Genomic DNA, 23418 nt, shown 5'->3' on the forward strand with positions numbered 1-23418 from the left:
CAAGGAACAGATTTTGTTGCTGAGGTAAGACTTACAAATACATCTAGTAACAAATTAAAAGATATGGCTTTGTCGCAAATTTTTCCAAGTGGTTGGGAGATAGTAAATACTAGATTTACAGATTTTGGAAGTTTTGCAGAAAATAATGTTACGCATACAGATATACGAGATGATAGAGCTAATTTTTATTTTGATATGAAATCAAAAGAAACCAAAACTTTTAGGGTGTTACTTAATGCGTCTTATTTGGGAACCTATTACCTACCTGGAATACAAGCGGAAGCCATGTATGATAATGATTATATGGTAAGAACAAAAGGACAATGGATAAAGGTTGTGCAATAAATTAAAGGAATATTAAGCTACCTCGTTTTTTGCTATTGAGGTAGCTTTATCTACCTCCGTAATTTTGGCCCATTCTATTGCTTCTTGCAAAGAAGTAAAGGTTTGTAATTTTACAGGTACAAAAACCTTTTCTAGCAAAGCATTAAAATACCCTCTTTTAGAGTAGCTTACGATACCATAGCCAGTAAAATTATAGTTGCATTTTGCAAATTTAAGCCAGTCCGACGGTATAATAGAATATTTATAAATACGATTACTAATGTATTTTAACTCATCATATTTTTCAAAATAGATGCTTTTAAATTCTTCGGCAAGGAATTCTCCCTGCTCTTCCCAAGAAATAAGGACATCTTCAGCTATTTCTCCAACAATATAATTATCATACAAGTAAAAATCTCCAAAATCATAACTTAATATATGAAGGGGTTTCTCGTAAAACGGGGAATCTTTTAATTTTCTCAATATAGTGTACTTCTGTTCTCGTTGTAAAAAAATACAATTTTAGGGTACTTAGTATATTTTATCGCTTAAAAACTTAAAAAAACTATCTATGGTAACTATTTAATTAAAATAGGAAGTTCGTTTTATAAAGAAAAGAAAAACGCTTTTTTATTTTAAGAAATTAATAGAAGCCGAAGGTTATTCTTTTTTTGTCTCAGGTAAGACTTTATTAAAAACAAATGCACCGATTTCTTTTACAGGTTCATATAATATAGATTCTTTCTTAGCATCTTCGCTAATAAAGTTTAATGTATTATTCATGCGATCAAAAAACACTAATAAAGCCCCAAGAATAACGGCAACTTTTAAAGCGCCAAACAAGGCGCCAGCAATTTTATTTAATAAACCTAGCATAGCAAAATCTGCTACTTTAGTTAATAGTTTACCTGCTATATGTACAATTACCACTATAGCGATAAAAGTTATGATAAATGAAGCAATGTTCATATAACGCTCATTCCATTGCATGTTTTCAGCCAAATAATCTCCGGCTATATAAGAAAAATGAATGGCACCGTATATTCCAACAATAAGAGCGATAATAGATGCTATTTCAATAAAAAGACCGTTTTTTAGACCTTTCCAAAGTCCCCAAATAAGTAATATTCCTAAAACAATATCTAATATGGCCATGCTTCTTTAATTTAGGCAAATATAAAACTTTGATTTGTACCTTTGATTTTTTAAAAGCGAAAGCACCACAATTAAAAACCAAATAATGTCTAGAGATATAGAGTTAAAAGAACGTTGGAAACATTTAGTAGAAAAACTTTCTACTCAGTTTGCAGATGGCGATACGTTAGATTTAGATGCAATTATTTATTTAGTTGGCGTACAAGAACTAGGTCAGTATCATAAGAAGTATAAAAAAGACGAAAAATTAAATTTAATGCATATTGCCATTTGTAGGTTACTGGAACCTTATGGATATTATAAATTCGATTTTTTTGATGAAGAAGGGTGGCCACACTATACTATTCTCGAAGAGTTACCAGCATTAAAAGCTGGCGAGCAGTCTGTTTTAATGAAAGAAGCAATTGTAGGTTATTTTTTGGGGAGTGAATATATTATTTAGAATAAAATAATTAGTTGGATGCGTTATTATTTATGAAGAAGAAAATTGTACAGTTTGCAAAAAGGCACCCTAAGAAATTACTTCTTATAAGCACTTTGTGCATTGTATATTATTTTTGCCTTCCTAAGGTTTTGTTTAATGCCCCTACAGCAACCGTTATCGAGAGCAGTGACAATGCTTTAATAGGAGCCACTATAGCTTCGGATGAGCAATGGAGATTTCCTAAGGTGGATAGTGTACCCTTTAAGTTTAGAACTTGTATTCTACAGTTTGAAGATGCCCATTTTTACCAACATCCTGGCTTTAACCCTGTTTCGATGGCTAAAGCTATTAAGACCAATATTTCTGCAGGTAAGACCCTTCGTGGTGGCAGTACCATTACTCAGCAAGTTATTCGGTTGGCAAGAGAGAATAAGAAACGATCTTATCTAGAAAAAGTAATAGAATTAGTTTGGGCCACAAGACTGGAGTTAAAATATACTAAGGCAGAAATATTAAAACTATACGCAAGTAATGCTCCTTTTGGAGGGAATGTAGTAGGCTTAGAGGTTGCTTCTTGGCGTTATTATGGTTTGCAAGCGCATCAATTATCTTGGGCGCAATCTGCCACTTTAGCTGTTTTACCTAATGCCCCAAGTTTAATTTACCCAGGAAAAAATCAAGAGAGGTTATTGCAGAAAAGGAATAGGTTATTACAAAAATTGGCAGAGAATAAGATTATAGACTCTACCACTTACGAGTTGGCTTTACTCGAAGAGCTGCCTAAAAAGCCATACGCTTTGCCTAAAATTGCGCCGCACTTAGTGCAGGAAATAACAAAAAAGTATAAAGGGCAAAGAGTAACTACATCTATAGATGGAACATTACAAAAAAATGTAAATATAATAGTAGAAAAGCATTACCAGAGACTAAAACAGAATTTGGTATATAATGCTGCGGTTTTAGTTCTAGATATAAAGACAAGAAAAGTTTTGGCGTATGTTGGCAACACACCAACCACAAAAGAATATCAAAAAGATGTTAATATAATAAAGGCAAATAGGAGTACAGGGAGCGTAATAAAACCATTGTTATATGCTGCCATGTTAGATGCAGGAGAATTAGTTCCCGAAATGTTGGTGCCAGATGTTCCTACTCAAATTGCTGGGTATACTCCAGAAAATTTTAATGAAGACTATAGCGGAGCAGTAACAGCAAAAAAAGCATTGGCGCGTTCTTTAAATATTCCTGCAGTACGGTTATTACAATCGTATGGTTTAGAAAAATTCAGAGATCAGCTTAGTTATTTTAATCTAAAAGGTATTAACAAATCAGCCGACCATTATGGTTTAACCTTAATTTTAGGAGGAGCAGAAAGTAACTTATGGGATTTATGTAAAACCTATGCAAACCTTGCTTCCACTGTAAATCATTATACCTCTACTTCTAGTGAATATTATAAAAATGAATTTGTAGAACCTATTTTACAAAAGGAGGAGCAAATAAATTTTGGAGAAAAAAAAATAGAGAAAAATAGTTTCGATGCCGCAAGTATTTATCTGGCTTTTGAAGCAATGAAAGAAGTAAACAGGCCAGAGGGGAGCGAATCTTGGGAGTTTTATGATAGTAGTAAAGAAGTAGCATGGAAAACCGGTACTAGTTATGGTAATAAAGATGCTTGGGCTATAGGGGTAACTCCCGATTATGTAGTTGGTGTGTGGTCTGGGAATGCAGATGGTGAGGGGAGGCCAAACCATACGGGTGTAAGTAGCTCTGCTCCTATATTGTTTGATGTTTTTGATGTGCTTCCTAAATCGGATTGGTTCTCCAAACCTTTAGATGAATTTGTAGATGCCCAGGTATGTACAGAAAGTGGTTATTTGGCCACACCTATTTGCCCTGCAACTACTATTTTTATCCCTAATAAGGAAAATAAGATTCGTGCTTGTACCTATCATAGAAGTATTCAGTTAGATAATAAGAAGCAGTTTAGGGTAAATTCTTCTTGTGCAGATTTATCTAATACAATTACAGAATCTTGGTTTGTTTTACCTCCTCTGATGGAGTTTTATTATAAAAAGACACATCTTAATTATAGGGTGCTCCCAAATTTTAAAAACGGATGTAAACCAACAAATGCATCACCCATGCAATTTATTTATCCTAAAAGTGGCAGCAGAGTTACACTTACAAAGGGTTTTAATGGAGAAAAGAGTGAGTTAATCTTAAAATTAGCACATTCCAAACAAGAAACAGCTGTGTATTGGTATGTTGATCAAGAGTTTGTAAAAGAAACAATCAATTTTCACGAAATAGGAATTTTGCCCTCCCAAGGAAAACACAAAATTACAGCCTTAGATGCTTTAGGTAATGAAGCGGTAATACAGATTACAGTAGAATAAAGTTCTAGTCTAACTTATCCGTAAGGGCTTTAAATATTTTTTTAGCGTTTTTGCCTTTATATAATACCTCATAGACAGCATCTATAATTGGAGTACGCGATTTTTTGTCTAATTTTCGCATTAATAAATGAGCACTTTTGGTAGCGTAATATCCTTCGGCAACCATACTCATTTCCATCATAGCACTTTTCACGGTATACCCTTTGCCAATCATATTACCAAACATACGATTACGACTAAAAGTAGAATAGCCAGTAACCAACAAATCCCCTAAATAAGCAGAATCGTTAATGTTTCGTTTCATTTTATGAACACGTTTTATAAACCGTTTCATTTCTCTAATAGAGTTACTCATTAATACACTTTGGAAATTATCTCCATAGCCAAGACCATGAGAAATTCCTGCTGCAATAGCATATATATTTTTTAACATTGCAGCATATTCTGTCCCTATAATATCATCCGATATTTTGGTTTTTATATAATGACTCTTTAAATTATCGGCTACAATCATTGCTTTTTCTTGGTCTGCACATGCTATGGTTAAATAAGATAGTCGTTCTAATGCTACTTCTTCTGCATGGCAAGGGCCAGTTAAAACACCAATACTTTCAAAAGGAATATTGTATTTTTCATGAAAATGTTCACCCACAATTAGCCCCGTTTCTGGTACAATTCCTTTTATAGCAGAGAAGACGATTTTATCTTCTAAGGAAGATGTTAAGTTTTTTAATTCACTTTCTAAAAATGCAGATGGGATGGCAAATATTAAAAGGTCTGCATTAGAAACAGCATCATTAATATCCGAAGTTAATAGCAATTGATCTAGGTGAAATTCCACCGAACTTAAATAGTTTGGGTTATGCTTTTCATTTTTAATATGGGCAATAGCATCCTCATTACGCATATACCAATGTACTTGCTTTTGGTTTTCGGTTAGCATCTTAACAATAGCGGTAGCCCAACTTCCACCGCCTAAAACTGCAAACTTTATCTCTTTACTCATAAAAGTGATTTTATACTTCAAACTTACCAAATTTTAAGCATCTTTCTAAGGTATAGAATCAGCAATATAATTTTTTTGGCACAGGATTTGTTTTGTACTAAGAGAACATTAAAATTGTTTACAGATGAAGGCGATGAAATTACTTTTGGGATTTACGTTATTAGGTACCTTACTTAGCTCTTGTTATACAGAGGTGCTTATAGAAGATGAATATATAGAGGAACCTATATATACTACCAATCAGGTTTTACAATCGTATGATTTATGGTATGTAGATATTAATGCGACTAAAGGTAATGGAGAAGTTCCTTTTTTACAACGTGCGTTTACGGTTTCGTTTAAAAACGGAAAAATGTATGCCAATAATAATATTGTAGGTATTGGTAGTACAGGAAATGGGTATGGTATTTCAGTAGGCTATTATGATGGCTATGGTGGAGCAGTAGATATAGATCATGATGCGGATGGCACATGGGTCTTAGATGTTTTTACGGTGAATAATAGTACTATAGAGTTATATGATGCAGGATCTAAAACATCCTATTACTTAAAAGGATACTCTACAGCTACTTTTGATTATGATTATGTTTTTTATGATAATATAAATTACTTTTTACAAGAGTATGATGCTTGGGAAAAAACATATACCAGTGAACAAGGAGCTATAAATGATTTTGATGAGGAGAATTATTTACAGTTTTTGCCAGACTTTTTTAAATCTTCTATAGATAAAACAGGAACCCCAATTTCTAGATTGCAATGGGATTTTGAAGGAGAATATCAGGTGTATAATATAGAAAACGATGAAACGCTTAAAACTTTAACACTTGCATATGATTTCATGGGCAATGATTACTTTGAGCTTTACGTTATTAATGATAGTACTATTGAGCTGTATCACCCAAATAGTAAAACGGTTTATGAGTTTAAAGGAAAGGGCTATCAGCAGTATTTAAAATCGGGCAAAGGCTTGGTTAGTAAAAAGAGAAAAAAGACTTCGAACCCTATAATGAATGTAAAGCGAAGTAGAAAAATAAAATAACAAGAGAGGAATAGTAAAACTTTCTTTGAAGAATTTTTTGGTTGGTTATTTAGTTAAAAACCGCTTTAAACAATATGTTTAAAGCGGTTTTTATTTTATATATAATTTGTTTTTATGGGGATAAGAAGTTTAGATTTTTAATAAAATTTAGCTATATCCTTAATTATTAAACACTTTGAGGAGTACCAAAAGAATTTGCCCTATTTTTGCGCCCTTAAATTAATGATGTGAAGAAGTATTTAAATCTTTTCGATTTTAAACAGAAAGTAGATTATAAAACGGAAATACTTTCCGGATTAACGGTTGCCCTAGCCTTAGTGCCAGAGGCAATAGCTTTTGCTTTAATTCCAGGGTTTTCCCCTTTAACAGGTCTTTATGCGGCTTTTGTGCTTGCATTGATTACTTCTATTTTTGGAGGTAGACCAGGAATGATATCTGGTGCAACAGGAGCAGTTGCAGTTATTTTTATTGGGTTAATTTTGGAGTTAAAAAGGCATTTTCCAGAGATTGAACCAGAAACGATACTTAATTATGTATTCGCTACAGTTATTATTGCGGGTGTTCTACAAATACTAGCAGGCCTTTTACGTCTAGGTAAATTTATACGTTTAGTACCGCATCCGGTAATGTTTGGATTCGTAAACGGATTGGCTATAATTATTTTTATGGCACAATTTCCAAACTTTTATCAAAAAGGAACAGACAATCTTTTAGAAGGAAGTTCTATGTACATAATGCTTGGCTTAACTCTTTTAACCATGCTAATTATTTGGGGATTACCAAAATTAACAAAAGCGATACCATCTTCTTTGGTTGCCATTGTGGTGGTTTCAGCTATTGTTTTAGGTTTTGGTGTAGATACACTTACCGTGGCAGATACCATGAAGGAAGGACAAACCATTAATGGTGGGTTTCCTCCATTATCGATTCCTCAAATTCCATTTACTCTTGAAACTTTTAAGATTATTTTTCCATACGCTGCTATTGTAGCGGGAGTAGGTTTAATAGAGAGTTTACTTACCTTAAATATTATTGACGAAATTACAGATACTAGAGGTCGTAGTAATAAAGAATGTGTAGCACAAGGAACGGCCAATATCCTTTCTGGGTTTTTATCAGGAATGGGTGGTTGTGCAATGATTGGGCAAAGTTTAATCAATACATCTTCAGGAGCAAGAGCTCGTTTATCTGGAATTACTGCAGCCGTAATGTTATTAGTATTCATCATGTTTGGTTCTGATTTAATAGAGCAGTTGCCAATGGCGGCTTTAGTAGGATTAATGTTTATGGTTGCCATAGGTACTTTTGAATGGGCAAGTTTTAAGACCTTTAGAAAAATGCCTAACTCGGATGTTATTGTAATGGTATTGGTAACCTTAATTACTGCTTATACACATAACTTGGCGAAAGCCGTATTATTAGGCGTTATTATCTCTGCTTTAGCCTATTCTTGGGAGAACGCTAAACGTATTAGAGCTAGAAAATATGTAGATGACAATGGAGTTAAACACTACGAAATTTTTGGCCCTTTGTTTTTTGGTTCTACCACTCTTTTTAATGAAAAATTTGATATCCAAGAAGACCCTGAAGAGGTAATTATAGATTTTAAAGAAAGTAGAGTTGCAGATATGTCTGGTATTGAAGCTTTAAATAAACTTACAGAGCGTTACCATAAAGTGGGTAAAAAAGTACATTTAAGACACTTAAGCAAGGATTGTATAGATCTACTTAAAAATGCCGATGATATTATAGATGTTAATGTTTTAGAAGACCCTACATATAAGGTAGTAAGTAAATAAAGTTTTAGTATATCGCTATTTCAGGACGGGACAAAGGTGTTTTTATAAAGCCCAAACATTATAATGTTTGGGCTTTATATTTAAGGTTTTATTTTTTAAAAATTACAAGATTCTATTTCTGTAACTCTCAGTGTATTTACCATTCCTTTATCTTTTATAGGCATAGCTGCAAGACTAACTAACATATCGCCTTCCTCTAAAAAGCCTTTTTTACATGCAATTTTATTTACGTCTTCTGTAGTTTGATCCGTAGAAACAAAACGATCATAATAAAATGCTTTAACACCCCAAAGTAAGTTTAGTTGTGTTAATATTCTTCTATTAGATGTAAATACTAATATATGTGCACTTGGTCTCCATGCTGAAATTTGAAAAGCAGTGTAACCACTATTCGTGAGTGTAGAAATTGCCTTTGCTTTAATTTCATTTGCCATTAAAGAAGCATGATAGCATACCGATTTAGTAATATATCGTTTTGTTCGAATATGTGGTGGCTCTTGTGGAACTTTAATAAGATTAGACCCTTCTACACTTTTTAAAATACTAGCCATTTTATCAATAACTTGTACTGGATAATTCCCAACTGAAGTTTCTCCAGAAAGCATTACTGCATCTGCGCCATCCATAACAGAATTAGCAACGTCATTAACTTCTGCTCTTGTAGGTGTAAGGCTAGTAATCATAGTTTCCATCATTTGGGTTGCTATAATTACTGGTATTCTAGCTTTTTTAGCACGTAAAACTAACTGCTTTTGAATAAGTGGAACTTCGTGAGCAGGAACTTCTACTCCTAAATCTCCTCTAGCAACCATTAGACCATCGCAATAAGAAACTATTTTGTCAATATTCTCAACGGCCTCTGGTTTTTCAATTTTTGCAATAATTGGAATTTTGTGTTCCGAATGCTCTTGAATTATTTTCTGTAGATCTATTAAATCTTGACTAAAACGAACAAATGATAATGCGATCCAATCCACTTCTAAAGAGATAGCAAAAATAGCATCATTAATATCTTTCTCTGTTAACGCAGGCAAAGAAATCTTAGTATTAGGGAGGTTTACTCCTTTCTTAGATTTTAAAGGCCCTCCATGGATTACTTTAGCCTTAACTTCATCCTTTTTATTTGTAGAAACAACTTCGAACATTAGTTTTCCGTCATCTAATAAAATATTCTCCCCTGCTTGTACATCTTCTGGAAACTTAGCGTAATTCATATACACTCTTTCCGCATTTCCTTCAAAAGGTTTTCCTGTTACAAAAGTTATTTCGTCTCCAGGAACAACAACAACTTCACCAGCCATTACACCAACACGTAATTTTGGTCCTTGTAAATCTCCTAGTATAGATATATTGGCACCTAATTCGTCATTAAGTTCTCTTATTATTTTAACTTTTTCTGTTACATCTTCATAATCTGCATGAGAAAAATTTATTCTAAAAACATCAACCCCAGCATTAATCATGTCTCTTAAGACTTTCTTTTTGCTCGTTGCTGGACCTAAGGTGGCTACTATTTTTGTCTTCTTTTGTCTTGGCATTATTAAAATATTAAGTTGTTCTTAGATTTTAAATTTTCAGCATCTAATTCATAGGCTGTTATTATTTTGGGTATGGTTACTAGCGCTTTTAAAATATCTTCTACCATATGTGCTTCATCCTCTTCAATTTTAAGAAAATAATCTATTTCCTTGTGCTCGGGAATTAAATGATGCGTTGTAAACGTAGGTTCATCTTTAAAAAGGCTTGTCGTTACAGTACTTTCCTCTTTATTACTAAAGTTAGAAATAAGAGTCCAATACCTATCCTTAATATCATCTTCCCATTCAAAAAATGGAAAGGATACTGAATTGGATACATCTAAATCTTTACGAGATCTTTTAAAATTAGCTTTGAGGCAATTATTTACCCCATATACCAAAGCATAATCCGGCAAACTGCTATGTAAAGCAATTAAAATAAAAGCTTCTTCAAAAAAATCTCCAGTAATCTTGTGTACTGCTACCATAGGCCACAAAAAAGACAAATATAGGGTTAATTAGTAATCTGCCTAATTAAGAAATTATAATAAAATGCCCGAAACTATTACTATAACGTTATAGTGTTGAAAAAATAACCTAAGATTAGTCCATTTTATCTTGCAAAGCAAAATAAGCTCTTTTAGATGCTCTTTCTTCAGCCTTTTTCTTTGATGTTGCTCGCGCTTTTGCAACTACAGTATCTGCAATGGATAATTTTACTGCAAAATGTTTTAAAGTATCATTACCCGTATCTTCATAAACATTATAATGAAATGTCTTTTTTTGTTTTTGGCACCATTCAATTATAAGGCTTTTATAGCTAATTACTTTTCCTTCTAACTGTTCTATATCTACATATGGTTTTACAACCTTATTATATATAAATATTTCGCAGTATTTATAACCTCTATCTAAATATATGGCCCCTACTAATGCCTCAAAAACATTACCGTGAATATTGTCTCCAAAATGAGATTTTGGTATTCTACTTTCAACAAACTTTATAAGTTCTAAATCTTTTCCTAACTCGTTAAGGTGCTCCCTACTTACTATTTTTGATCGCATCTTAGTTAAGTAACCTTCGTCTCCTTCTGGCACTTCAATATACAAATACTTAGATATAATAGTTCCTAGCATAGAATCTCCAAGAAATTCTAATCGTTCATAATTCATAGGAATACCTTCGCTATCTTTTACATTTGCGGACCTATGTAAAAAGGCTTTTTTATATATGTGTATTTTTTTAGGTTTAAAACCTAGTATTCTCTTCATTCCAACAAAAAAATCCCCATCCTTTTTAGAATGGGAATTGAATATTTTTGAAGAAAATTTCATTTGCAATTAATTCATTTTTTTAAACACAACACAAGCATTATGTCCTCCAAAGCCAAACGTATTACTTATGGCCACATTAACCTCTCGTTTTTGTGCTTTATTCAGTGTTAAATTTAATTTTGGGTCAATTCTTTCATCAACCGTAGTATGGTTAATTGTCGGCGGGACAATACCATGTTTCATAGCCAAAATAGACGCAATAGCTTCTATAGCTCCTGCAGCTCCAAGTAAATGGCCTGTCATAGACTTCGTAGAATTAATATTTATTTTTTCAGCATGGTCTCCAAATACTTTAGAGATAGCTTTAAGTTCTGCTACATCTCCTAAAGGTGTTGATGTTCCATGTGTATTAATCGCATCTACATCTTCTGGTTTTAAGCCGGCGTCTTCTAAACAGTTTTGCATAACACGAACAACTCCTATTCCATCTGGGTGTGGAGCAGTCATATGGTATGCATCATTAGATAAACCTCCACCTACGATTTCTGCGTATATTTTAGCTCCTCTTGCTTTTGCGTGTTCATATTCTTCTAAGATTAGTGCTCCTGCACCTTCTCCAAGAACAAAACCATCACGAGTAACATCAAAAGGTCTGGAAGCCGTTTCTGGACTTTCATTTCTTCTAGACAAAGCGTGCATAGCTCCAAATCCTCCCATTCCGGCAATAGTTACGGCTGCTTCACTTCCTCCTGTAACAATAACATCGCTGTATCCCAATCGAATATTATTCATGGCATCTATCATTGCATTTGCAGAAGAAGCACAAGCGGATACCGTTGTGTAATTTGCTCCCATAAAACCATGTTTTATGGAAATGTTTCCTGGTGCGATATCTGCAATCATCTTTGGGATAAAGAAAGGATTAAATCTTGGCGTACCATCACCTGCAGCGAAATTCATCACTTCATTCTGAAAAGTCTCTAGACCACCAATACCAGCACCCCAGATTACACCTACTCTAAATTTATCTACTTTATCTAAATCTAACCCAGAATCTAAAATTGCTTCATCTGAAGCAATTAAAGCATACTGTGCAAATTTATCCAACTTACGCGCTTCTTTCCTATCGAAATGATCTAAGGGATTATAATTCTTTAATTCGCACGCGAATTTTGTTTTAAACTTTTCTGTATCATAATAAGTAACTGGGGCAGCCCCACTCTTACCTGCGATTAAAGCATTCCAGTACTCCTCTATATTATTACCAATTGGTGTCAAAGCACCCAATCCAGTAACTACAACTCTTTTTAATTGCATTGAACCTGGTATTAGTTATTCCTTAGTAAAGGGGAAATTAAAAAAAAATATCCATGCAGCATATAAACCACATGGATAATTTAAAAACTTGTTCAAGAAATCATAATGATTACTTAGCTTCTTCTATATAGCTTATGGCTTGGCCAACTGTTGCGATATTTTCAGCTTGATCATCAGGAATTTGAATATCGAACTCTTTTTCGAATTCCATAATCAACTCAACAGTATCCAGTGAATCTGCCCCTAAGTCGTTAGTAAAGCTAGCTTCCGTTACCACTTCGTTTTCATCAACTCCTAATTTATCAACGATGATAGCTTTTACTCTTGATGCAATGTCTGACATAATAATATTGGTTTTAAAAATTTAAATTGTTGGCAAAAATAAAAAACTTATGGCTCAATAACACTATTTGCCGTTAAAATGTCATCTAATTTAAACAAATTAAAAACAAGTGTGCTATTTTAGCTCTATAAATATTTTAATATACTACATTAACTCTTATTATGAAAAGTATTGTTCTATTTGCTTCTGGTTCTGGTTCTAATGTTGAAAACATAGTGCACTATTTTCAGAATAAGACGAATGTAACTATTACCTGTGTACTTACTAACAAAAGGGATGCCAAAGTTATAGATCGTTGTAATAGATTAAATATCAGCGCACTATACTTTAACAAAAATGCATTTACCAAGACAGATGCTGTATTAAAAGTATTAGAATCGTTTGACCCAGATTTAATTGTTCTTGCTGGTTTCTTGTGGAAAATTCCTGAAAATATTATAAAAACTTTTCCTAGAAAAATTATAAATATTCACCCTGCTCTACTACCAAAATATGGTGGAAAAGGAATGTATGGAGATAATGTACATACTGCAGTTAAGGAAAATAAAGAAACAGAAACAGGCATTACCATACATTATGTGAATGAAAATTATGATGAAGGTGCTATAATACAGCAAGAAAAAGTGGAGGTTTACAGCAAGGATACCTCTGAAGAAATAGCAAAAAAAGTACATAATTTAGAATATGAGTACTTTCCGAAGGTCATAGAAAAACTACTTTTAACACAATAATGGCAGGGAAAAAGAAATTTTATGTAGTATGGCAAGGGGTAAAACCTGGTATTTATACTAGTTGGAAGGAATGCAAAATAGCTATTAATGGTTATAAAGGAGCGCAATATAAATCTTTCGAATCTTTAACATTGGCCAAAACTGCATTCAACGGTAGTTATAATGACTACAAAGGTCAGAAACCAAATAAAACAAAACTATCTAAAGAGGAATTAGCTACATACGGCTCTCCTAATTATAATTCTATTTCTGTAGATGCAGCTTCTAGCGGAAACCCTGGCATAATGGAATACCAAGGAGTAGACACAAAAACTGGAAAAAAATTATTTTATCAAGGCCCCTTTAAACAAGGAACAAATAATATTGGCGAATTTCTAGCATTAGTACATGGATTAGCGTTTTTAAAAAAACATAATAGCGATAGAATTCTTTATACTGATTCTAGAACTGCCATGAGTTGGGTTCGAAAAAAAAAATGCAACACCAAACTAAAACCAAGTAAAAAAAACGAAGACATCTTCATTTTGATTAAACGAGCCACAGATTGGTTGCAAACTAACTCTTACCATACCGTCATTGTAAAATGGGAAACCAAAGCTTGGGGAGAAATTCCTGCTGATTTTGGTCGCAAATAGCAATCCCCAATTATTTTTTAACAAATTAATAATTCTATTTGCCATAATTGGTTGCTGCTTTTCGTTTTTCAAAGCCGTATATTTGCAGCTTAATTATTTTTATAATGGGTAAATTATTAATAGTAGGCACCGTTGCCTTTGATGCCATTGAAACTCCTTTTGGAAAAACAGATAAAATATTAGGTGGAGCAGCAACTTTCATTGGTTTAGCAGCATCTCAATTTGATCTAGAGTCCGCTATAATTTCTGTTGTAGGAGAAGACTTTCCTGAAGAATACTTAAATCTTCTTAAATCTAAAAATATAGACCTTTCTTCTTTAGAAATAGTTAAAGGGGGTAAAACCTTTTTCTGGGAAGGAAAATACCATAACGACCTAAACTCTAGAGATACAATTACTACGGAGTTAAATGTATTAGCAGATTTTAACCCTTTAGTTCCTGAAAATTTTAAAGATGCCAATGTTGTTATGTTAGGAAATTTACACCCTAGCGTACAAATGAGTGTCATTAAACAAATGGACAAAAAGCCAGACCTTATCATTCTAGACACTATGAATTTCTGGATGGATAGTGCGCTGGAAGAATTAAAGCAAGTAATTAAAGAAATAGACATTTTAACTATTAATGATGAGGAAGCCAGGCAATTAACTGGTGAATATTCTTTGGTAAAAGCCGCAAGTAGTATTCTTAAAATGGGTCCTAAACATTTGGTAATTAAGAAAGGAGAGCACGGTGCTTTATTATTCCATGAAGATAAAATTTTCTTTGCGCCTGCCTTACCTCTTGAAGACGTTTTTGATCCCACTGGAGCCGGAGACACTTTTGCTGGTGGATTTGCAGGATATTTAGCTGCGACTAAAAACTCGAGCTTTAATAACTTAAAGAATGCTGTAATACAAGGCTCTAACCTTGCTTCTTTCTCCGTAGAGAAATTTGGAACCGAAAGGATGGAAAACTTACAAAGAGAGGAAGTAAATAAAAGACTTCATCAATTTAAGACATTAACACAATTTGACATCGAATTATAATAATCTAACGCCCCAAAATTTGGGGCTTTTTTAATACAACTACAAAGTAATGAGTGATGCCATTAAACATGAATGCGGAATTTCTGTAATACGACTACTAAAACCCCTAGAATATTATAAGGAAAAATATGGCACTGCATTTTATGGTGTAAATAAAATGTATCTAATGATGGAAAAACAGCACAATCGTGGACAAGACGGTGCAGGTTTAGCCAGTATAAAGTTAGATATGGATGCAGGGGAAAGATATATGAGTAGGGTTCGTTCGGCAGAACAACAACCTATACAAGATATTTTTGCGCAAATCAATAAAAGGATTAATACTGCTTTTGCAGAAAATCCAGAATATATTGACAATGTAGACCTACAAAAAAAGAACATCCCTTATCTAGGAGAATTATTATTAGGACATGTTCGTTATGGTACCTTTGGTAAGAATAGCATAGAAAGTGTTCACCCTTTTTTAAGACAAAATAACTGGATGCACCGCAACCTTATTGTTGCTGGTAATTTTAATATGACTAACGTTCACGAGCTTTTTGATAATCTTGTGCAGATAGGTCAACATCCAAAAGAAATGGCAGACACTGTTACTGTAATGGAAAAAATTGGTCATTTCTTAGATGATGCCGTTGCCAAACTCTATAAACAGATTAAAAAAGAAGGGTACACAAAAAGAGAAGCTTCCAAATTAATTGCAGAACGTTTAAAAGTATCTAAAATCCTTAAACGTGCTGCTAAGAATTTTGATGGTGGCTATGCAATGGCAGGGCTATTAGGGCACGGAGATGCTTTTGTACTAAGAGATCCGGGAGGAATTCGACCAGCATACTATTATCAAGATGATGAAGTTGTAGTTGTAGCATCCGAAAGACCTGTTATACAAACTGTTTTTAATGTTCCTTACGAATCTGTACATGAAATAGACCCTGGACACGCTCTTATAATAAAGAAAAGCGGCAGTACTTCTATTAAAGAAATATTAGAACCTACAGAAAGAAAAGCGTGCTCATTTGAACGTATATATTTCTCTAGAGGAAGTGACAAAGAAATATACCAAGAAAGAAAAGAGCTTGGTAAATTACTTTTTCCCAAAATACTTGATGCTATAGATCATGATATTAAGAAAACAGTTTTCTCTTATATTCCTAATACTGCAGAAACTTCTTTCTTTGGTATGGTTAAAGAGGCTCAAAACTATTTAAATAAGAAAAAAGAAGAGCAAATTCTTTCTATAGGTTCTAAAATTACTAGTGAAGAACTACATGAAATATTAAAAATTCGCCCTAGGATAGAGAAAGTTGCAATTAAAGATGCCAAACTAAGAACCTTCATTACGCAAGACAGTAGTAGGGATGATTTAGTAGCGCATGTATACGACATCTCTTATGGTTCAGTAGACAAAGGAGATAATCTTGTTATTATAGATGATAGTATTGTTCGCGGAACCACGCTTAAAAAGAGTATCCTTAAAATTTTAGATCGCTTAGAACCTAAAAAAATAATTGTTGTTTCCTCAGCGCCGCAAATTAGATACCCAGATTGTTATGGAATAGATATGGCTAAACTAGAGGATTTTATAGCTTTTAGAGCTGCTTTAGATTTACATAAGGACAATAACTCCATGGATCTTGTGGAAGAAATATATAAGAAATGTAAAAATCAATTATCTACAGACGATAAGGATGTCATTAATTATGTAAAAGAATTCTACAAGCCTTTTACCGCGGAACAAATTTCAATTAAAATTGGAGAACTCCTTATTTCTAAGGATATCAAAGCTGAAGTTCAAATTATTTATCAGAATATAGAGAATCTACACAAAGCTTGTCCAAAAAATCTAGGAGATTGGTATTTCACAGGAAATTACCCCACACCAGGAGGTAATAGAGTTGTAAACAAAGCATTTATAAACTTTTACGAAGGGAAAAACGAAAGAGCTTATTAAGTATTTTATCGATGAAATGCATATTTGAGCGCATTTCATCGATAAAATACACTTTTCAACGGCGTTATAGTCTTAATGGTAATACACAAAGCTATTTTAGACTTGCCATAGCATAAGTAGGTTAAGTTCATGGTAAGATTTGGGGAAAAGACGGAACATTGTTCCGTCTTTTATTTTTCATACATTCTACAAATAATAATTACCCCCCAAAGACACCAAACAACACTTTAACTAAAGTTACAGTACATTCATCCAATACCTTTTACACGAACACTTCTTTACCTTACTTTTGAAGAACCATAGCATAAGTAGGTTAAGTTCATGGTAAGATTTGGGGAAAAGACGGAACAATGTTCCGTCTTTTATTTTTTTATACATTCTGTAAATAGTAATTTCTCACATATCTTATAAATATTACCTTCCAAAGATGCCAAACAACACTTTAACTAAAGTTACAGTACATTCATCCAATACCTTTTACGCAAACACTTCTTTACCCTACTTTTGAAGAACCATAGCATAAGTAGGTTAAGTTCATGGTAAGATTTGGGGAAAAGACGGAACATTGTTCCGTCTTTTATTTTTTTATACATTCTGTAAATAGTAATTTCTCATATATCTTATAAATCTTTTCAACCAAAGACACCAAACAACACTTTAACTAAAGTTACAGTACATTCATCCAATACCTTTTACACAAACACTCATTTACCTTACTTTTGAAGAACCATAGCATAAGTAGGTTAAGTTCATGGTAAGATTTGGGGAAAAAAGGCAGGGTTATACTCTGCCTTTTTTATTGCTGACAATCAGACATTTAACAAGATTTACCCTTCTTTTTATCGAAATTCTAACTAAGTTGTTTTTAACTTATTATATAAAATTTCACAAAATTCCTTTTTTATTTCCCACAATACCAGTAATTTAGTTTCGCCATAGCATAAGTAGGTTAAGTTTATGGTAAGATTTGGGACGAAAAGGGTGGAGACTTCTCCGCCCTTTTCTATATAATAAAAACAAAAAACCACCTTGTTAAAACAAGGTGGTTTTTTAATACAGTACTAAATAGTACTTAGATGTTATCTATTAGCAGCATACAACTCGGAAACCTTATCCCAATTGATAATACTAAAAAAAGCATTAATGTAATCTGGCCTTCTGTTTTGGTAGTTTAAGTAATAAGCATGTTCCCAAACATCTAAACCTAAAATAGGAAAGCCACTACAACCAGATTCTGGCATAAGTGGATTATCTTGGTTTGGCGTAGAACAAACTTCCACTTTACCACCTTTATGAACACATAACCAAGCCCATCCAGAGCCAAATCTAGTTCCGGCAGCAGTACTAAATGTATTTTTAAATTCTTCGAAAGAGCCATAAGTAGCATTAATAGCTTCTAATAATTCTCCTGAAGGCTCTCCTCCTCCAGTTGGAGATAAAATTTCCCAAAATAAAGAATGGTTATAAAAACCTCCTCCATTATTTCTTACAGCTCCATTGGACATGTCTAAATTAGCAAGAATATCTTCTATAGATTTTCCTTCTAATTCTGTACCAGCAATAGCGCCATTTAATTTAGTTGTATATCCGTTATGGTGCTTTGTATGGTGTATTTCCATAGTTCTTGCATCAATATGTGGTTCTAACGCATCATATGCGTATGGTAATTTTGGTAATTCAAAAGCCATAATTTCTGTGTATTTATATATTAGTTTTGCATATCAAATTTACAGTATTTAACAATCACATTCAATTATTTCTTTGTTAAGAACATTGCAATATTTCGTATTTTGCAATTAAAAGACATTGCAAGAAGTTCCATTTAAAATATACAGCGCCTCAGCAGGATCGGGAAAAACGTATGTTCTCTCCAAAGAATACATTAAAACAGTTTTATCTTCTACGCATAGTTTTAAACAAATACTTGCTATAACATTTACCAATAAAGCGGTAAATGAAATGAAGCACCGTATTATTGATAGCCTGTTCGAGTTTAGTAAAACCCCTTCTAAAGCAGAAGCATCTTCCATGTTCTTAGATATAATGAAAGAACTTCATTTAGATGCTACTTCCTTACAGAAAAAAAGTAAACGAACATTAAAAGAAATATTGCATAATTATGCTTTTTTTGATATTTCCACGATTGATAAATTTACCCATAGACTTATACGAACATTCGCTAAAGATTTAAAATTACCCCAAAATTTTGAGGTGGTTTTAGATACCAATCTATTATTAGACGAAGCTGTTTCTGCATTAATCAATAAAGCAGGTACCAATGACAAACTAACCCAAGTATTATTAGATTTTGCTCTTGAAAAAATTGATGATGACAAAAGCTGGGATATTGCTATTGATCTAAACAAAATAGGAAAACTACTTTTTAATGAAAACCATGTCCCTCATTTAAAACAAATAAGCGATATAAGTTTAGATGCTTTTTTAGATTTAAAAAAAACATTAAAAATTGAAATAAGTACCATAGAACAGAATGCTACCAAATTAGCCGCCGAAACATTAGAACTAATTAATAAAACAGGTTTAGAGTATAGCGATTTTCCATATAAAACACTCCCTAACCATTTTGTAAAAATAACAGAAGGCAACTATGACACAACTAAGCTCTACGCAAACAAATTAGAGCAAAACCTAATTGATAATAAAATTGTAAAAGCAACGGTTTCTATTTCTACGGAAGAGCTCGCACCAGAATTATTGCAATATTATACTACTATAAAAGCTCTTTTATACCATAGGTCTTTCCTTAAAAATGCATACCAAAACTTAGTGCCTTTAACCGTTTTAAACGCTATACAGCATGAAATAAAAAACATTCAAAAAGAAAAAGACCAATTATCCATATCAGAATTTAATACTATAATCTCTAATGAAATAAAGAACCAACCAGCACCTTTTATCTATGAAAGGTTAGGAGAAAAATACCGCCATTATTTTATTGATGAATTCCAAGACACCTCGGAAATGCAATGGAACAATCTTACTCCTTTAATTAGTAATGCTTTAGAAAGTGAAAACCTTATAGGACAAACTGGGTCTTTATTCTTGGTAGGAGATGTTAAGCAATCCATTTATAGATGGAGAGGCGGAAAAGCGGAGCAATTTTTAGATTTAGTAAATAAGAATACTAACCCATTTGCCGTTCCACCAACCATAAATAATTTACCAGATAATTATCGTAGCTATGAGGAAGTTATTAATTTTAACAATGAGTTCTTTACCTGTACCAGTTCCTTATTAAATAATAATACCTATAAAGAACTCTATATACAAGGAAATAATCAGGGAGCCAATACCAAAAAAGGCGGGGTGGTTTCCCTTTCTTTTTTAGAAAACGAAAATAGTACGGACGAAGACTACTGCACAGAGGTTTTAAAGACCATTGAACAAGTAAGAGCACAAAATTATTCTTATAAAGATATTTGCATTATTATTCGTAAAAGAAAACAAGGCGTCGTTATTGCTAATTTTCTAATGCAGAATAAAGTTCCTATTATTTCATCGGAAAGCTTATTACTTAAAAATAGCCCTAAAGTAAAATTCTTAGTTCATCTATTAAGGTATAGTCTCCTGCCAAATGATTTAGAAAACAACTACCAAATACTCCGTTATTTGGCCAGGAATAATACAAACAAGCATACATATATAGCAGATAATTTAAAACAGTTAGATGTACTATTAAGTACCGAATACAGTTACGATCGCAAATTAATAGAACAATTGTCTGTTTTTGATACTATAGAAAAAGCAATCAAACAATTTAAACTCGCGGATAGTTCTAATGCTTACATCACATATTTTTTAGATATAGCCTTGGAAGTGGAACAAAATAGTGGCGCTGATTTACAAACATTTTTAAATTATTGGGATAAAAAAGAAGATAGTTTAAGTATAAGTGCTCCCGAAACCATGAATGCCGTACAGATTATGACGGTACATAAGGCAAAAGGATTAGAATTTAAAATAGTAATATTCCCTTTTGCTAATTCTAGTTTTAAAGAACAAATTGACCCAAAACTATGGTTACCGATAAACCCAGGAATATCTCCAAATTTTAAAGAACTCTTAATTAGTAAAAAACAAGAAGTAATACATTACGGAAAAACCGCAGAAGTATTATATAATGACGAAGAATACAAATTAGAGTTAGATGCTTTCAATGTAATATATGTAGCATTAACAAGGGCAGTAAAAGGTCTATATATAATAACCAAAAAAGACCTAAATAAAAAAGGGGAGCATAAAGAAACAACCTATTCTGGAATGTTTATTGCCTTTTTAAAATATAAAAACCTTTGGAACATAGAACAATCTTTATACACTTTTGGCACTTTAGAGGCCGACTCTCAAAAAACAATAAGCAATAAAAACCAAACAGACATCACCTATAATTATAGTGAAAAGGATAGACCAGGATTTAGCATTATAACAAAATCTGGAATGCTATGGGACACGGATAGAGAGCAGGCGATAAATAAAGGAAACATACTGCATAACATATTAAGCCATATTTCTACTGAAAAAAATATAGATTACGCTCTGTCTAAAGCTTTATCTTCAGGGGAAATTAATATAAAAGATGTATCCATTTTAAAGACCAAAATAAAAAACATAATAAACCATCCAGACCTACACATATATTATAAGGATAACGTAACCATATATAATGAAAAAGATATAATTACATCTAAAGGGGAAATACTACGACCAGACAGAATAGTAATCTTAAATAAGGAAGCAACTATTATAGATTATAAAACAGGGAAAAGAGACCCCCGTTATTATGAACAACTATTTTCTTATGCAGATGCATTAACAAACATGGGATATTTTGTACAAAACAAAATTATTGTGTACATAAATGATCTAATAACCACTGAATTTATTTAGAATAATTCCTTTTAAAGTAAAATCTGACAAGGATTATTTCTTCATCAAAGGTGAAAAAACTACTTAAAACTCGATAAACAGGAGGTTTTCTTCCGTAAAACGTGTTAAAAAAAAATAGGTTATGTATTTTGTTAATAATATTTAACAACTTACATTTGCACTTAATAAACACTTAAACTTAAAAATTTAAACATGAAACATCTTAGCAAATTATTAGTTGTTGCTCTACTTGTTGTAGGTTTTAACAACATACAAGCTCAAGACGAAAATAACCCATGGCAGGTTAGTTTTGGGGTTAATGCGATTGACGTATATCCAACTGGCGATTTTCCAAACAGTTCTTTCGGAAATGAATTATTCAATGCAAATGATCACTGGAACATTCTTCCTTCAATTTCTTATGTTGGAGTTTCTAAGAATGTAGGTGGCGGTTTTTCTGTTGGAGCTAAAGGTTCATTAAATAAAATTAGCAAATGGGGAGATACTAGCGTAGATGATATATCTCACTATGGTTTAGACGGTACAATTAAGTATAACTTCTTAAAAAATACTGCAATTGATCCTTTCGCTGAATTCGGTGGTGGTTATACTTGGATTGATGAAATCGGAGCAGGTACTGCTAACGGTGGTGTAGGTGTTAACTTTTGGTTCACTGAAAACATTGGTCTTACAATACAAACTTCTTATAAGCATTCTTTTGAAGATTACTTAGTATCTCACTGGCAACACATGGCTGGTTTAGCTATCAAATTTGGTGGTACGGATACAGATGGTGATGGTGTTTATGACAAAGACGATGCTTGTCCAGAAGTTGCTGGTTTAGAAGCTTTCAATGGTTGTCCTGATGCTGATGGCGATGGTATTGAAGACAGCAAAGATGCTTGTCCTAATGCTGCTGGTACTAAAGAAATGAATGGATGTCCTGATTCTGATGGTGACGGTGTTGCTGATAAAGATGATGCTTGTGCTGATGTTGCTGGTTTAGCTGCTTTAGCTGGTTGTCCAGATGCTGATGGTGATGGTGTTGCTGATAAAGATGATGCTTGTGCTAATGAAGCTGGTCCTGCTGAAAACAAAGGTTGTCCTTGGGCTGATAAAGACGGAGACAGTGTTCTAGATAAAGATGATGCTTGTCCAGATGTTGCTGGTACTGTTGCTAACAATGGTTGTCCTGAAGTTACTGAAGAAGTTCAAAAGAAATTAAATGATTACGCTAGAACTATCTTATTTGATACTGGTAAATCTTCTATCAAAGCAGCATCTACTTCTGTAATGGTTGATATTATCACAATTTTAGCTGAATATCCAAATGCTAAATTTACAGTTGAAGGTCATACGGATAGTGTAGGTAGTGCTAAATTAAACCAAAAATTATCTGATTCTAGAGCTACTTCAGTTCGTGCTTTCTTAATTGAAAAAGGAATTGGTGCTGATAGATTAACTGCTATCGGATACGGTGAAGACAAGCCTATCGCTACTAACAATACTAGAGCTGGTAGAAAATCAAACAGAAGAGTTGAAATCAACTTAGTAAAATAAGAAGATTTAATCTTAATAAATTAAAAGC

General features: G+C 33.0%; 20 protein-coding genes. 11 read left to right on the forward strand and 9 right to left on the reverse strand.

The window, feature by feature from the left end; translation table 11 throughout:
* Nucleotides 1–345: hypothetical protein (locus QZZ51_RS07715; protein ID WP_291868202.1), on the forward strand; the 345-nt coding region annotated here is incomplete at its 5' end.
* 12 nt (nt 346–357) lie between these two features.
* Here the strand turns inward: QZZ51_RS07715 and QZZ51_RS07720 are convergent.
* Nucleotides 358–807: a hypothetical protein gene (locus QZZ51_RS07720; RefSeq protein WP_291868204.1), complete on the reverse strand. Its 450-nt coding sequence runs from the start codon at nt 805–807 to the stop codon at nt 358–360.
* Nucleotides 808–984: 177 nt separating this feature from the next.
* The gene (locus tag QZZ51_RS07725; RefSeq protein WP_291868207.1) at nt 985–1479 is read right to left on the reverse strand and encodes a CvpA family protein; all 495 of its coding nucleotides are present in this window, start codon (nt 1477–1479) and stop codon (nt 985–987) included.
* A gap of 85 nt (nt 1480–1564) precedes the next feature.
* Between QZZ51_RS07725 and QZZ51_RS07730 the strand changes: the two genes are divergently transcribed.
* Complete coding sequence (locus QZZ51_RS07730) at nt 1565–1921, forward strand: hypothetical protein (RefSeq protein ID WP_291868209.1); 357 nt, start codon at nt 1565–1567, stop codon at nt 1919–1921.
* A 32-nt stretch (nt 1922–1953) separates the two neighbouring features.
* Nucleotides 1954–4302, forward strand: coding sequence for a penicillin-binding protein 1C (gene pbpC, locus QZZ51_RS07735; RefSeq protein WP_291868211.1), 2349 nt, complete (start codon nt 1954–1956; stop codon nt 4300–4302).
* Between the two features lie 4 nt (nt 4303–4306).
* Here pbpC and QZZ51_RS07740 read toward each other — a convergent pair whose 3' ends face one another.
* Nucleotides 4307–5308 carry an NAD(P)H-dependent glycerol-3-phosphate dehydrogenase gene (locus tag QZZ51_RS07740; protein WP_291868214.1) on the reverse strand — a complete coding sequence of 334 codons (1002 nt, stop codon included), beginning with the start codon at nt 5306–5308 and terminating at the stop codon, nt 4307–4309.
* Between the two features lie 124 nt (nt 5309–5432).
* Between QZZ51_RS07740 and QZZ51_RS07745 the strand changes: the two genes are divergently transcribed.
* Together QZZ51_RS07745 and QZZ51_RS07750 are read left to right on the forward strand one after the other, a co-directional pair.
* Nucleotides 5433–6350 carry a nicotinic acid mononucleotide adenyltransferase gene (locus QZZ51_RS07745; RefSeq protein WP_291868216.1) on the forward strand — a complete coding sequence of 306 codons (918 nt, stop codon included), beginning with the start codon at nt 5433–5435 and terminating at the stop codon, nt 6348–6350.
* 227 nt (nt 6351–6577) lie between these two features.
* Nucleotides 6578–8149, forward strand: a complete 1572-nt coding sequence (locus QZZ51_RS07750) for a SulP family inorganic anion transporter (RefSeq protein ID WP_291868218.1) — start codon at nt 6578–6580, stop codon at nt 8147–8149.
* Between the two features lie 95 nt (nt 8150–8244).
* Here QZZ51_RS07750 and pyk read toward each other — a convergent pair whose 3' ends face one another.
* The 5 genes from pyk to QZZ51_RS07775 all read right to left on the reverse strand — a co-directional run bounded on the left by pyk (nt 8245) and on the right by QZZ51_RS07775 (nt 12601).
* On the reverse strand, nt 8245–9687 hold the full coding sequence (gene pyk, locus QZZ51_RS07755; protein WP_291868221.1) for a pyruvate kinase: 1443 nt from the start codon (nt 9685–9687) through the stop codon (nt 8245–8247).
* Between the two features lie 2 nt (nt 9688–9689).
* Nucleotides 9690–10154 (reverse strand): IPExxxVDY family protein, encoded by a 465-nt coding sequence (locus QZZ51_RS07760; RefSeq protein ID WP_291868223.1) that lies wholly within the window; start codon nt 10152–10154, stop codon nt 9690–9692.
* 115 nt (nt 10155–10269) lie between these two features.
* Entirely contained in the window at nt 10270–11001 is a 732-nt protein-coding gene (gene rnc, locus QZZ51_RS07765; RefSeq protein ID WP_291868226.1) for a ribonuclease III, read from the reverse strand.
* A 6-nt stretch (nt 11002–11007) separates the two neighbouring features.
* Nucleotides 11008–12258, reverse strand: coding sequence for a beta-ketoacyl-ACP synthase II (fabF, locus tag QZZ51_RS07770; protein ID WP_291868228.1), 1251 nt, complete (start codon nt 12256–12258; stop codon nt 11008–11010).
* A gap of 109 nt (nt 12259–12367) precedes the next feature.
* Entirely contained in the window at nt 12368–12601 is a 234-nt protein-coding gene (locus QZZ51_RS07775; protein ID WP_008269813.1) for an acyl carrier protein, read from the reverse strand.
* Between the two features lie 161 nt (nt 12602–12762).
* Here QZZ51_RS07775 and purN point away from each other — a divergent pair, with 161 nt between their 5' ends.
* The 4 genes from purN to QZZ51_RS07795 all read left to right on the forward strand — a co-directional run bounded on the left by purN (nt 12763) and on the right by QZZ51_RS07795 (nt 16943).
* Nucleotides 12763–13332 (forward strand): phosphoribosylglycinamide formyltransferase, encoded by a 570-nt coding sequence (gene purN / locus QZZ51_RS07780; RefSeq protein ID WP_291868232.1) that lies wholly within the window; start codon nt 12763–12765, stop codon nt 13330–13332.
* Nucleotides 13332–13967, forward strand: a complete 636-nt coding sequence (locus QZZ51_RS07785) for a ribonuclease H family protein (protein WP_291868234.1) — start codon at nt 13332–13334, stop codon at nt 13965–13967. The genes purN and QZZ51_RS07785 overlap by 1 nt, the downstream gene beginning before the upstream one ends.
* 104 nt (nt 13968–14071) lie before the next feature.
* Complete coding sequence (locus QZZ51_RS07790; RefSeq protein WP_291868235.1) at nt 14072–14995, forward strand: PfkB family carbohydrate kinase; 924 nt, start codon at nt 14072–14074, stop codon at nt 14993–14995.
* 49 nt (nt 14996–15044) lie between these two features.
* On the forward strand, nt 15045–16943 hold the full coding sequence (locus QZZ51_RS07795) for an amidophosphoribosyltransferase (RefSeq protein WP_291868236.1): 1899 nt from the start codon (nt 15045–15047) through the stop codon (nt 16941–16943).
* Between the two features lie 1079 nt (nt 16944–18022).
* Here QZZ51_RS07795 and QZZ51_RS07800 read toward each other — a convergent pair.
* Nucleotides 18023–18631: a superoxide dismutase gene (locus QZZ51_RS07800; RefSeq protein WP_291868238.1), complete on the reverse strand. Its 609-nt coding sequence runs from the start codon at nt 18629–18631 to the stop codon at nt 18023–18025.
* A gap of 118 nt (nt 18632–18749) precedes the next feature.
* On the opposite strand from QZZ51_RS07800, the gene QZZ51_RS07805 reads away from it, so the two are divergent.
* Together QZZ51_RS07805 and QZZ51_RS07810 are read left to right on the forward strand one after the other, a co-directional pair.
* Nucleotides 18750–21851 carry a UvrD-helicase domain-containing protein gene (locus QZZ51_RS07805; protein ID WP_291868239.1) on the forward strand — a complete coding sequence of 1034 codons (3102 nt, stop codon included), beginning with the start codon at nt 18750–18752 and terminating at the stop codon, nt 21849–21851.
* A gap of 192 nt (nt 21852–22043) precedes the next feature.
* Complete coding sequence (locus QZZ51_RS07810; protein ID WP_291868241.1) at nt 22044–23390, forward strand: OmpA family protein; 1347 nt, start codon at nt 22044–22046, stop codon at nt 23388–23390.
* Nucleotides 23391–23418 lie beyond the last annotated feature (28 nt).

This window comes from Maribacter sp. (assembly GCF_016744255.1).
Classification (GTDB): Bacteria; Bacteroidota; Bacteroidia; order Flavobacteriales; family Flavobacteriaceae; genus Maribacter_B.